The sequence below is a fragment of the Herbaspirillum rhizosphaerae genome (assembly GCF_046025915.1).
In the GTDB taxonomy this organism is placed as follows: Bacteria; Pseudomonadota; Gammaproteobacteria; order Burkholderiales; family Burkholderiaceae_D; genus Herbaspirillum; species Herbaspirillum rhizosphaerae_A.
The window spans coordinates 193,939-206,497 of record NZ_JAQQFR010000006.1; the positions used below are offsets into that span (position 1 = coordinate 193,939).

The 12,559-nt window shown below is 55.7% G+C and carries 12 protein-coding genes; 5 read left to right on the forward strand and 7 right to left on the reverse strand.

Annotated elements, in window-relative coordinates; translation table 11 throughout:
• Positions 1–44 precede the first annotated feature (44 nt).
• Complete coding sequence (locus tag PQR63_RS11255; protein WP_408167951.1) at positions 45–899, reverse strand: AAA family ATPase; 855 nt, start codon at positions 897–899, stop codon at positions 45–47.
• A 177-nt stretch (positions 900–1,076) separates the two neighbouring features.
• On the opposite strand from PQR63_RS11255, the gene PQR63_RS11260 reads away from it, so the two are divergent.
• The 3 genes from PQR63_RS11260 (at position 1,077) to PQR63_RS11270 (ending at position 4,130) form a co-directional block, all read left to right on the forward strand.
• Positions 1,077–3,206, forward strand: a complete 2,130-nt coding sequence (locus tag PQR63_RS11260; RefSeq protein ID WP_408167952.1) for a site-specific recombinase — start codon at positions 1,077–1,079, stop codon at positions 3,204–3,206.
• Between the two features lie 243 nt (positions 3,207–3,449).
• Entirely contained in the window at positions 3,450–3,764 is a 315-nt protein-coding gene (locus PQR63_RS11265) for a c-type cytochrome (protein ID WP_050476919.1), read from the forward strand.
• Positions 3,765–3,776: 12 nt separating this feature from the next.
• Complete coding sequence (locus tag PQR63_RS11270) at positions 3,777–4,130, forward strand: c-type cytochrome (protein WP_408167953.1); 354 nt, start codon at positions 3,777–3,779, stop codon at positions 4,128–4,130.
• A 132-nt stretch (positions 4,131–4,262) separates the two neighbouring features.
• Here PQR63_RS11270 and PQR63_RS11275 read toward each other — a convergent pair whose 3' ends face one another.
• The gene (locus PQR63_RS11275) at positions 4,263–4,685 is read right to left on the reverse strand and encodes a DUF1841 family protein (RefSeq protein WP_094564368.1); all 423 of its coding nucleotides are present in this window, start codon (positions 4,683–4,685) and stop codon (positions 4,263–4,265) included.
• 197 nt (positions 4,686–4,882) lie between these two features.
• On the opposite strand from PQR63_RS11275, the gene PQR63_RS11280 reads away from it, so the two are divergent.
• Positions 4,883–6,097: a branched-chain amino acid ABC transporter substrate-binding protein gene (locus PQR63_RS11280; protein ID WP_408167954.1), complete on the forward strand. Its 1,215-nt coding sequence runs from the start codon at positions 4,883–4,885 to the stop codon at positions 6,095–6,097.
• 243 nt (positions 6,098–6,340) lie between these two features.
• Here PQR63_RS11280 and PQR63_RS11285 read toward each other — a convergent pair whose 3' ends face one another.
• On the reverse strand, positions 6,341–6,865 hold the full coding sequence (locus PQR63_RS11285) for a fimbrial protein (RefSeq protein WP_408167955.1): 525 nt from the start codon (positions 6,863–6,865) through the stop codon (positions 6,341–6,343).
• Between the two features lie 674 nt (positions 6,866–7,539).
• Here PQR63_RS11285 and PQR63_RS11290 point away from each other — a divergent pair.
• Positions 7,540–8,067: a fimbrial protein gene (locus PQR63_RS11290; RefSeq protein WP_408167956.1), complete on the forward strand. Its 528-nt coding sequence runs from the start codon at positions 7,540–7,542 to the stop codon at positions 8,065–8,067.
• 208 nt (positions 8,068–8,275) lie between these two features.
• Here PQR63_RS11290 and nth read toward each other — a convergent pair whose 3' ends face one another.
• The 4 genes from nth to PQR63_RS11310 all read right to left on the reverse strand — a co-directional run bounded on the left by nth (position 8,276) and on the right by PQR63_RS11310 (position 12,502).
• Complete coding sequence (gene nth / locus PQR63_RS11295) at positions 8,276–8,926, reverse strand: endonuclease III (protein WP_408167957.1); 651 nt, start codon at positions 8,924–8,926, stop codon at positions 8,276–8,278.
• A gap of 22 nt (positions 8,927–8,948) precedes the next feature.
• On the reverse strand, positions 8,949–9,662 hold the full coding sequence (gene rsxB, locus PQR63_RS11300; protein WP_408167958.1) for an electron transport complex subunit RsxB: 714 nt from the start codon (positions 9,660–9,662) through the stop codon (positions 8,949–8,951).
• Positions 9,663–9,839: 177 nt separating this feature from the next.
• Positions 9,840–11,075 (reverse strand): polyhydroxyalkanoate depolymerase, encoded by a 1,236-nt coding sequence (locus tag PQR63_RS11305; protein ID WP_408167959.1) that lies wholly within the window; start codon positions 11,073–11,075, stop codon positions 9,840–9,842.
• A gap of 344 nt (positions 11,076–11,419) precedes the next feature.
• Positions 11,420–12,502 carry an NAD(P)/FAD-dependent oxidoreductase gene (locus PQR63_RS11310; protein WP_094564362.1) on the reverse strand — a complete coding sequence of 361 codons (1,083 nt, stop codon included), beginning with the start codon at positions 12,500–12,502 and terminating at the stop codon, positions 11,420–11,422.
• Between the last annotated feature and the right edge of the window lie 57 nt (positions 12,503–12,559).

The window sequence follows — 12,559 nt, forward strand, 5'->3', positions numbered from 1 at the left end:
TATCTGCTTCTTCTCGATTTCTTATTTTCTGATTGCGTGGTTGCCTAGCGATTGTTGCGCGACATGAACACCAGACGCTCGAACAGGTGCACATCTTGTTCATTCTTCAGTAATGCACCATGCAACGGCGGAATGGCAGCTTTGCCATCCTTGCTGTGCAAGGTTTCCGCCGGAATATCTTCGGCCAGCAACAGCTTGAGCCAGTCGATCAGTTCCGACGTCGACGGTTTTTTCTTCAGGCCGGGAATATCGCGCACTTCGTAGAAAGTTTGCAGCGCCTGCGCCAGCAGATCGCGTTTGAGATCGGGGAAGTGCACGTCGACGATTTGCTGCATCGTGTCCTTGTCAGGAAACTTGATGTAGTGGAAGAAGCAGCGGCGCAGGAAAGCGTCCGGTAATTCCTTCTCATTGTTCGAGGTGATGATGACCAGCGGCCGGTGCTTTGCGCGCACCATCTCGCGCGTTTCGTAGACATAGAATTCCATCCTGTCGATCTCGCGCAGCAAGTCGTTGGGGAATTCGATGTCAGCTTTGTCGATCTCATCGATCAGCAGGACTTGCGGCTCGTCCGCGCTAAAGGCTTGCCACAATACGCCTTTGAGGATGTAGTTGTGGATGTTCTTGACGCGTTCGTCGCCAAGCTGGGAGTCGCGTAATCTCGATACGGCGTCGTACTCGTATAAACCCTGCTGTGCCTTGGTGGTTGATTTGATGTGCCATTGCAGCAGCGGACGATTGAGCGCCGCAGCAACTTCTTCGGCCAGCATGGTCTTGCCGGTGCCGGGCTCGCCTTTGATCAGCAGCGGGCGTTGCAGGGTCAGCGCGGCGTTGACGGCCAGTTTCAGGTCATCGGTGGCAACGTAACTGGAGGAACCTTCAAAACGTGTTTCTTGTCGCATGGCGGGATGTCATCAGGACGAAAATAAATCTGAGTATAAGGTAAAAAGATTCACAGCCATTTTCCCCGTTATTCGATTGAATTCACGCTTTTCATCCCCAAATATTGTAGTTACGAGGTTCTGACTTGCCTGACGGGTAAGTCGGGATCCTTTTCCCTCATAAAAACAGAGTGAGGCATGAAGTTTCTTTTTCTTAAAATACGCGTGATCTGGCGACGTTTTCGCTATGGTCAGCAAGCGCGTTATGAACATCACATTGATTATGCGCCGCAGCTGGAAGCATTGATGCGGCGGGCGGACATCGACGCAGTCTGGCACGACCGCGCCAACTGGATGATCGACGTCGCCGAATGGCTGCGCCATCAGCCGAAAGTTTCGCTGCTCGATGCGGAAGGACGTCGCCGCGTCAGGCATCAGCGCGTGCGCGCCATGCTCGATTGGCTGGATGAGCATCGCGATGTGCGCCGGCTGGTGCAGAATTGCCTGCAAAAGACGTTGCGTGAGGCGAGCGGGCCGGAGTTGTTTTCGGTCACGGGTCTGCCACACGAATCGGCGTTTTTCAGTGAGCTGACTGAGCGCGCCTTCAAGATGGTGCTGCCGCGCCACTTGTCGCCGAGCGAATTGCCGACTTTGTTTGCGGCCATGTTTCCTGATCCGGAAGATGCCGAGTGGCTGCTTGAACTCGATCAGGATCAGCAAGAGCGTCTCTGGAAGCTGGCTGCCGACGACGGCATCTCTCACGCCTACTGGCAGCAGATCGAAGAAGCCTTGACGTACCTGACCACCGTGGTCGTCGCTGACGGCATCAGTCCGGCGTTTCGCCAACGGCTGGAGCCGAAGATGCCTTTGCAGGCAACGCCTTTCATGGCCTTGCGGCGAGAGATGGAAGCCTATCTGCGCGCCAGTCCGAACGATGAAGGCGCATTGCGCAGTGCGCGCATGCTGATCGCCGTGTGCCAGGCACAGACCGACCGCATCTACGCGCATCTGGATGAATATGGCGTGTCCGTAAGCCTGGTCTACCGTATTGAACGCATGCGTGCGCAGCTTACGCGCATGGGGCGATTGATCGATGTGCGCTCGGCGACGTGGCGCGAGCCCGGCCCAGGAGCGGGTGGAAGTGCCGGACGCGTGCAACTGCTGCTGGCTGATCTGATTGCCGCGCATCACAGCCGCTCATCGGTGCGCAGCCTGGTGCGCCGCAGCTTCGCGTTGTTGGCGCGCAAGATGGTTGAGCGCAGCGCTGACCATGGCGAACATTACATTGCGCGCGATCGCTCCGGTTATCGTGCGATGGTCAAAGCAGCCTGCCTGGGTGGTGTCGTCACAGCCTTTACCGTGCTGATGAAAATTGCGCTTGGCAAGCTGGGGCTGGCGAATTTCTTTGAAGGTGCATTTGCTTCAATCAACTACGCGATCAGTTTCCTTGTGATTGCCGCCATTGGTGGCGTGCTGGCGACCAAACAGCCGGCAGTGACCGCACCGGCGCTGGCAGCCAAGATGGGAGAGCTGGATACGGTCGATGGCCTGCGCGCCTTGCTGGGCGAGACGGCGATGCTGCTGCGCTCGCAGGCAGCGGCGATCTTCGGCAACCTGACGGCAGTGATTCCGACCATGTTGCTGATCACGGCCGGGTTCATGCTGGCGTCGGGTACGGCATTGATGAATCCGGACAAGGCGGCTCGTGCCATGCACGATCTGTCGCTGATTGGTCCTACGCCTTTGTATGCGGCGTTCACCGGGATTTTGCTGTGGCTGTCCAGTCTGGTGGCAGGGTTTGCCGACAATTGGTTCGCCCTGCGTCGTCTGCGCGAGGCGCTGGCGCATCAGCGCCGGCTGGTGCATGCGCTGGGCCCGACCCGTGCTGCGCGCTGGGCGGCGTGGCTGGAGCGTCATGTGGCAACCATTGCCGGGAACGTCTCCTTGGGTGTTTTGCTGGGGATGACGCCGGTCGTGGCACAGTTTTTCGGCCTGCCGCTCGATGTTCGCCATGTCACGCTGGCGACCGGTACGCTGGTGGCTGCGTCCGCAAGTCTGGGTTGGGGCGTCATGTCGACGCCACCGTTTTGGCTGGCTGTCAGCGGCATCGTATTGATCGGCGTCCTCAACGTCGGTGTGGCGTTTGCCAGTGCCATGGCGCTGGCTTTGCGCGCACGTGATATTCCGGCGAGGATACGACGTGTCGTTTTTCGTGCTGTGCTGCGACGATTTACGGCTTCGCCCTTGAGTTTTTTCTTCCCTGAAAAAGCCGCGACGGCTTCTGCCAAGCCTGTTCCCAGCGAATCGGAAACGGAAGAAGAGCGCTGAAGCACTGCAATAAGAGAATCGTAAGCGGGAGGATGTTGTAATTTGGAGCGCCCTGACAGTTTGACTCAGGGCGCTGTTGGGGTAAAATCAACCGGTTTTTTGGCATCGCAGGGGACGGGCGAGAATGCTTAAGCCGAAATGGTTGAGCCAATAATGTATAGCCAAACCTGTGGGACCAGCTTCGAACAGTGTCGTTTTCGACTTAGTTTGTGCCTTAGTTTGATTTTATTTACCCCTGCCAATATGAAAAAACTATTCGTACTGCTCGCATTCGCGGGTGTTGCCAGCGCGGCCTCGGCCGTCGATCTTGCAGGTAACACCGGTAAGGTCAATGTGTCGATGTGCATCGGTTGCCACGGCATTCCAGGATATAAAGCGACCTTCCCCGAGGTCTATCAGGTCCCCATGCTGGGCGGCCAATCCGCAAAATATATCGAAAATGCGCTGAAAGCCTATCAAAAAGGCGAGCGTAAGCATCCGTCCATGCAGGGTATCGCCGGTAGCTTGTCCGACAAGGATATCGCCGAGCTGGCTGCTTACTACTCACAGCAAAAATAAGGGAAGCACGAGATGAAAAAGATCATGACTTTGGCGGTTTTCGCCGCTTCTTTCGTTGTTTCCCTGAGTGCGGTGGCTGCCGGCAATGCTGAATCCGGCAAGCTGCTGACCGAGAAATACAACTGCGCGTCCTGCCACGGCAAGGATTTCAACTCGCCGATCGACCCATCCTATCCGAAGCTGGCCGGCCAGCATCAGGACTATCTGCAACATGCGCTGGTGGCTTATCGCCGCGGCAATGACGGCATGAATGGCCGCACCAATGCCATCATGTCGGGCCAGGCCAAGGCGCTGACCGACAAGGACATCCAGGACATCGCAGCTTATCTGCATAGCCTGCCGGGTTCGCTGGTGCTGGAAAAGTAAAGGCAAAGCTGGCGAAGTTGACGTCATTGACGTCGCCAACTTCTCTGGCCTGCAATAAAAAGCCACGGCATGCCGTGGCTTTTTTCATGGGCGCGTCATTTGCGTGTCATCTGTAGGGAGCAGACTGCAAGTTCAACGGCGCCGGATGCTTTCGATATAGGCGGCGCTGTCAGGCGGCAAGCCGCTGCGCTGGGAGTTCCAGATGACTTCGCCCAGGCATTCCATGATTTCGTGCTGGGCTTCGTGTTCGGACCCCTTGCGCTGTGCCAAGGCCTGGAAAGCTTTACGGATGCCGGGAGGCTGATCGATGGAAATCTGCTCGCTGATCGACAGATGCATCGACAAATGCAGGAAGGGGTTGGTCTGGCCTTGCTCGACCGAGTAGTCGGCTTCCAGCGCGCGCTCGACATCGATCAGTTCGTCGTCGTACTCGGGATGCTGGATGATCCAGTCGCGAGCGATGGCTTCGAGCGGGGTCAGGATTTGATTTTCGCGATGTTTGCGGAAGGCTTCACAAAAGAAGCGGCGTACATCGTGCTGGCTTGGGTTGAACATTGCGGCTGCTAGGACGGCGTAAAGCCATCATTGTACGTCTTATCACCGAACTCTTCCCGCCGCAGGGTCGGGATGCAGGGACTTCCTCAGGCTGTCATACTTCATTGCACCAAAATATGCAGGCTTGAGTTGTCGTGCGGTAATATGAGTGCAGATGGCGAGGACACATCGCCACATTTCGGAAAGGGACGCCGATCATGAAGCACCGGTTTTGCACCTGGAGTCTGCCTTCGCAGCTGGTTTCGTTGGTATGTGCACTTTGCCTTGCAGCGAGTCCGGACACGCTTGCTTCGCTGAAAACAGACAGGGCAGAAAAAGTAGAAAAAGCCGGCAAGGAAACGCAGACCGTACTCATTGGTTACGCCGGACCGCTGAGCGGTACGTCATCAGGTGTCGGCAAGAGCATGGCAAACGCCGCCCAAATGGCCGTCGATGAAGCCAACAAGCGCGGCTTGCAGATCCAGGGCAAGTCTGTGCAGTTGCAATTGCTGCTGCAGGATGATCGCACCAATCCTCGCACGGCAGAATTCATCGCCCGTTACCTCTCCAAAACTGGTGTGATCGGTGTGATTGGGCACTGGAACAGCGCCGCCAGTCTTGCAGCGGCACCCATCTATAACGCCGCCGGCGTGATCCAGATATCGCCGGCGACGATGAGTACGCTCTATACCCAGCAAGGCAATCGCGCGACCTTTCGCACCATCGGCAACAACAGTAACGCCGGCAGCTATACCGCCGACTACGCCGTGAAGGTTCTGCAAACCAGACGCGTTGTTGTGGTCGACGACGGTACGCCGTTCGGGCGCGGTTTCGTTGAGCAATTCAGTCGTACTGCCAAGGAACTCGGAGCGCAGATCGTGGGGGCGCATACCGTCAGCGACAAGACCTCGGATTTCAATGCCGTGCTGGTGGATACGGAGAGGCTGCATCCTGACGCAGTGCTATTCGGTGGCCTCGATCTGCAAGCCTCGACGTTGGCGCGGGCCATCAAGCGACGCAAGCTGCAGATTCGTTTCCTTGGCGCAAGCGGTACAGTCGGCTTGCCGTTTTTGAGAGCTGCAGGAGCGGACGGCAATGGCAGCATCGTGGTGGAGCCGGGACTGCCGATGGACAAGCTGCCAGGCTGGAAGAATTTTGAGAAGAGCTATATGCAGAAATTCGACAGCAATATCGATTTGTATGCACCGTTTGCTTACGATGCTGCGCAGGTGTTGATTGCCGCCATGCGCCAGGCCAACTCGATCGATCCGAAGAAGGTGGCGGAGGTGCTGCACGACATTCGCTTTGTCGGGATGACAGGGACGATTTCATTCAACCATGAAGGAGATCTTATCAATCCTGCTTTTACCATTTACGAAGTGCAGGATCAGAGTTGGGTGGTGCGTAAAATCATTTCTGGTAGTGTGAACTAGGTCGCTGGCAGTGGGGGTGATCAAACACGCTTAGCGCGTAATTGAGCAGTGATCTCCTCTTGATTATTCTTCGTTGAGTGATATTCCCGCTGCGGTACATCAACTACTTCATCACCTGCGCATCATTTCATTCAGCCTGACTCAACATTTCTGGTCATTGGATCTTGATCGCCTTGCTTCATGAGCCATCATTTTCTAAGCTGTCGTTCTGCCTACTCAACCTGAGCCGCTCAGTTCAAGCGATCATTGAAACTCGATGGTGTAAGTCACGCTGGTTGTGACCGTGCCAGAGGTTGCGGCACCTGTTGCTACATATTGCGCCATGTAAGTCAGGTTGGCGTTGCCGCTCGAGATTGGCACATAAGTAGTGCCTTGCGCGCCGGAGGCAGCACCGACTGCGATATTGCTGCCATCAACATTTGTCAGGCCAATTTGCACATTCGTTGCGGTACCGGTGTTCTTCAGACGACCGGTCGCAGTGTCGACATTCGCGCCGACTTCAAAAAAGGCGCGGACGTTGCCGCTGGCCGGAGTGCAACCCGTCAGAGCGATGGTGAAAGGCGTTGCACCTGCCTTGGCGCCGGCAACGGCCAGTGCAGTAGCGGAAATCTTCGGCAGGGTAACGGCGAGGTTAGGTGTGCCACCGTTGATAGTGCAGGTCTGAGCAGTGATGCTGCCGCTGAAAGTGATGGTGCCATCTGCAGCGAAGGACGCCAGAGGGGCCAGAGTAGCGATAGTCAACAGGGCTTTGAGGATCGATTTTTGCATGATGTTCTCTAGGAAATTTATTAAATAGGTGTCTGTTTGAATTCGGTGTTTTGCTGCGTTTTGTTCTCAACCACAGGACACATGTTACGGATTGATGGTCGCTGAAAATATAGGAAAACTCTCAAAACGAAGAACTGTTACGACCAAGAACTCGACGAATGACGATTCAATAAAGAGAGGTGATTTGATCCGCAAAAGAAAGATGTGCAGCGCTTTACGAAAGAGCAGAGGAGCAGCGAAGAGAGAGGACTGTTTTAAGGAGAATTGGGGCAGTCAATACCAGCAGGCGGAATTGGCCTCGCTGATGCCGTGCTGCAATGTGCCGCGAGATGCCGGCCACAGGAGAAGGGTTTCATGGGGAAAGTACGATGGTTCCTGCAGAAAGCACTGTTGTTATGCCACATCCGAAGTGTGGCATCCCGCGCTCTTCATAACAGACACCTTGCTTCGACGACATCTGACATCCGGCCCCGGCATTTCTTGATGTGGTGTTTGTCCCTGGAAAATTCAGATGACGGTCATCTTTGTGCGGGATTTCTACATCGATGTTTTTTGAGAGTTTTCTTATATTTGTCCGGATAGTTAATCCGTAAGATTCGTCTTGTGGTGAGAAGCAAACGCAGCAAAACACCGAATCAACGACAGACATCTACTTAACTTTCTTGGGGAATATTATGCAAAAATCGATCATCGCTTCGTTCCTGGCTATCGCTGCTCTGGCTCCTGCTGCGGCCTTCGCTTCCGACGGCACCATCACCATCAGTGGCACTGTGACTGCTCAGACCTGCACCATCAACGGCGGTACTGCGAACTTCACCGTGACACTGCCCAAAGTGCCGGCAGCTTCCCTCGCAACGGCTGGCTCCAAGGCAGGTGCAACACCTTTCACCATCGCCCTGACAGGTTGCACCGCAGGCAGCGGCAGCGCCCGTGCCTTCTTCGAAGCCGGTCCTAACGTCGATACGGCAACAGGTCGCCTGAACATCGCGGGTGGTGGTGCGGGCAACGTGCAAGTCGGCCTGGCAACAGCCGCGGGTACGGACATCAATGTCGGTGCCGCATCCGGTGCACAAAACTCGACTTATGTTCCCATCGCCAGCGGTAACGCCAATCTGACGTATCTGGCTCAATACGTGGCTACTGGCACGGCAACAGCGGGCGCTGTCACGACTTCCGTCACCTACACGATTGAGTTTCAGTGATCGTTTAGGCCGTATTACTGAGAACGTATCTACGATCTCAATAATTTACGAAAATACCGTGATGAAAAAAGGCGGTTCAGGCGTTGGAGTGAAGCAAAGAGGGCTTGGGCGAAGAGCGCAGTATTCTGCGCCGGCACCGGTTATACGTGGCAGTCGTTTGAGCAAGGCATACCTGACATCTTGGGCGCAAACCTGACTGTACAGGTTCTTAGACGCCTTTTTGCGGCAGCGGTGTTTTTTGCTTGAACTCGCACAAGTCAGCAATGATGCAGTTCCAGCATTGCGGCTTGCGCGCGATGCAGGTGTAGCGGCCATGCAGGATCAGCCAGTGGTGGGCGTCCTGCAAAAACTCGGGCGCGACGAATTTCATCAGCTTGCGTTCAACTTCATCCACGTCTTTGCCTGGCGCGATGCCGGTACGGTTGGAGACGCGGAAAATATGCGTGTCGACGGCAATAGTTGGATGACCGAACGCGGTATTCAGCACCACGTTGGCAGTCTTGCGGCCTACGCCGGGCAGTGCCTCCAGTTCTTCACGTGTCTGCGGGACTTCGCCGCCGTGCTGCTCCAGCAGGATGCGGCAAGTCTCGATCACGTTCTTTGCCTTGGTACGGAATAGGCCGATCGTCTGGATATAAGGAATCAGTTCATCCACGCCGAGTTTATAGATCTTGGCGGGCGTATTGGCGACAGGATAGAGCTTGCGCGTGGCCTTGTTGACCGATACGTCGGTGGCTTGTGCCGACAGCAGCACGGCGATCAGCAACTCGAACGGCGTCGTGTATTCCAGCTCGGTGGTCGGGGTAGGGTTGGCCTGACGCAGGCGGGTGAAAATTTCGCGGCGCTTTTCGCTGTTCATGGCTGGCTGGTGGCTTGGCTGTTCAATGTGGTTTAGCGCTGGGATTGTCGCCAGTCGCTGCTGCTTGTTCCTTCTTCAGGCGTGCGCGTTCGATGGCGGCCTGGATGATGGCTTTCTTGCGGTCTTGTTCGGCTTTTTCTTCCGGCGACAAAGCACTCGCCGATTCTACTTCTTTCAGTTTCGCAGCAGCCTTGGCGGCGAGGCGGGCGTCGTTTTCTTCTTTCTCGCGGCGCAGCCGGAAGCTGCGGAAATCGTGCTGCGCTCGTGCGGTGTCGGCCTGCTCTTGCGACCATGCGTCCCAGCCGGTTTTGCCAGGCGTCACCTCGATCATGGCGATGCAGTCGACCGGGCAGGGCGCGACACACAGGTCACAGCCGGTACAGGCGTCGGTCAGTACGGTATGCAATTGTTTCGCTGCGCCGACGATGGCGTCGACAGGGCAGGCCTGGATGCACAGCGTGCAGCCGATGCAAATCGCCTCATCAATGACGGCGCGGGTACGGCTGCGCTCAATGCCATTGGCCGGATTAAGTGGCAATAACGGGCGCTCCAGCAATTGGGCGAGGCGAGCGATGCCCTCGGCACCACCTGGCGGACATTGATTGTAGGAGGCGCTGCCTTCGGCGATGGCTTCTGCATAGGGACGGCAGGCAGGATAGCCGCACTTGCTGCATTGGGTTTGCGGCAGCAGGTTTTCGATCTGGTCGGCGAGTGACAGGACAGCGGAAGAAGACACGGTGAATGCGTAGCGTTGGCAGTGGAAATTGCAGTAGTGGTAAGCAGCGTCGAGGACGATACAAGGATTTGGAGCCGTATTATCCGGGAAACCGGCCTGGCGTGGGAAATCGCCTGACAATAAAAAAGCCTTTGCCGGTTTGAGCCGGCAAAGGCTTTTTGTTCAAACCGTCCGGTTTCAGGAATTCGCTTGGATGAATTCGCCGATTTTTGGACAGATCGTTTCACGCCAGCGGCGCCCCGAGAAAATCCCGTAATGGCCACACTTCGGTGCAGTGAAGTGCTGTTTGCGAGATTTTGGAATCGACGAACACAAGTCTTGCGCCGCCTGCGTCTGGCCAGAGCCGGAGATATCGTCCAGCTCACCTTCGATGGTGAAGAGGGCAACAGACTTGATGTCTTGCGGGCGCACGGTTTTGCCGTCGATCTCCCATGTGCCTTTCGGCAGGTCAAAGTCCTGGAACACGATCTTGATGGTTTCCAGGTAAAACTCGGCAGGCATGTCCAGCACGGCGTTGTACTCGTCGTAGAACTTGCGATGGCTTTCCGCGGACTCGTCGTCGCCGTCGCGCAGATGCATGTAGAAGTCCCAGTGGCTTTCGGCATGGCGGCGCGGGTTCATGGCGACAAAGCCGGCGTGCTGCAGGAAGCCGGGATAGACCTTGCGGCCAAAGCCGGGGTAGTTCGGCGGCACACTGTAGATGACGGTGTTTTCAAACCAGCTGAATGGCTTTTCGGTCGCCAGATCGTTGACGGCGGTCGGCGATTTGCGGGCGTCGATCGGGCCGCCCATCATGGTCATGCTCTTGGGCAGCTTGGGATCGTTGGCGCTGGACATCAGTGCAATCGCAGCCAGTACCGGCACGGTCGGCTGACAGACTGAGATCACGTGGACATCCGGACCCAGCGTGCGAATAAAGTCTTGTATGTAGTAGACGTAGTCGTGCAGGTGGAAAGAGCCTTTGTCCTGCGGCACCATGCGAGCATCGGTCCAGTCGGTGATGTAGACGTCATGGTCAGGGAGCAAGCCGCGTACGGTGTCGCGCAGTAGCGTTGAGTGGTGGCCGGACAGCGGTGCAACGAGCAGAACGGTCGGTTGCTTCAGTGCGGCCAGTTGCTTGGCGTCCAGATCCTTGCGGAAGTGGATCAGGCGGCAGAATGGTTTTGTTTCAGCAACTTTTTCGATGATCTCGACGGTCTTGCCGTTGATTTCGGTCGATTCAATCTGGAATTCGGGTTTTTCGTAGTCTTTGCCAAGGCGGTAGAGCAGTTCGTAACCGGCGGCAATGCGTTGTGCGAAGGGCGTATGCGCGAATGGAGAAACTGGATCAGAGAAGAGTTTTGCTGAAGTTTCCGCCCATTGCATCAGGGGATTGAGAAAGGTGCGATTTAATTCGTGAAGTTGATAAAGCATGGCTAACCTTTACACATATTACGCATGAAGCTGGCTGATATATCCATAACGGCATTGTGTGCCGTTCAGACTACAAAAACTTGCTATGTTGCAATGCAATATTTTACCACGGTTCGCCCTTCGCCGTCCTTGCTGGGGCCATGATAAAAACACCAAATGTTGACAAACAATTTTCAGGTTGTTGATTAAATAAAGACTTTTTATTCAACGATTTATATCGACATTATTGGCATTAGTATGTCTTTTCTCGGGCTATATGGGGAGGGGCATGCAAGAAAAAAGCCCCTGTCCGGAAGGAGAGGAGCTTTTTCTTCAGGCCGACCTGATCCGCAATGTTGCGCAGATCAGTCGAAAACTGGCGTTTCCACGCCGAGGATTTTGTGCAGTTTCGGCGACGTTGTCGTGTATTGCATGTGGATCTTCTTTTCAGGGAAGATGTACGGCGCCGCGCCGAAGGCTGCCAGTGCAGCTTCGTGGAAGCCCGACAGGATCAGCTTTTTCTTGCCTGGGTAGGTATTAATGTCGCCAACCGCGAAGATGCCCGGAACGTTGGTTTCGAATTTTTCGGTGTCGACCACTTTCAATTGTTTGCGCTCAATATCCAGGCCCCATTCAGCGATCGGGCCCAGTTTTGGCGACAAACCGAAGAACACCAGCAGCATGTCCAGCGGCAGGCGGCGGGTCACGCCATCGGCGCCGGTGACTTTGATCTCGGACAGCTTGCCGTCCTTGGCTTCAAAACCGGTAGCCTGCCCAACCAGGAATTGCATTTCGTACTGTTCGCACAGTTCCTTCATCTTGGCAACCGATGCAGGCGCCGCGCGGAATTCTTCGCGACGGTGCAGCAGCACGACGGATTCAGCCTTGCCGACGAAGTTCAGTGCCCAGTCCAGTGCGGAGTCGCCGCCGCCGCAGATGACAATGTTCTTGCCTTCAAACTGTGCAGGATCCTTGACGCGATAGAACAGTTGCGAGCCGTCGAAGGCTTCGATACCGTCAACCTTCAAGGTGCGAGGCTGGAACGAACCCACGCCGGCTGCGATGAAGATGGTCTTGGTGATGAATTTGGTACCTGCGGATGTTTCCAGGTCAAAGCGGCCGTCTTCGCGCTTTTGCACGACGGTGACTTCCTGGCCCAGATGGAAAATCGGATCAAACGGCTCGATCTGCTTGAGCAGGTTGTCGGTCAGTTCCTGGCCGGTGCAGACAGGTACGGCTGGAATGTCGTAGATCGGCTTGTCCGGATACAGTTCGACGCATTGGCCGCCGACATTGGCGAGCGAGTCGATAACGTGCGCCTTGATTTCCAGCAAGCCCAGTTCAAATACCTGGAACAGGCCGACAGGGCCTGCGCCGACGATGACGGCATCGGTTTCGATCGGCGTTGTTTTGCCGGCGTCAGCGGCCGCAATCTTGAAGTTGTCCATAAAAAATCCAATTCCCGTTTCAGTTGAGAGGTGTTTCCAGACTCAATTGGCTATCGG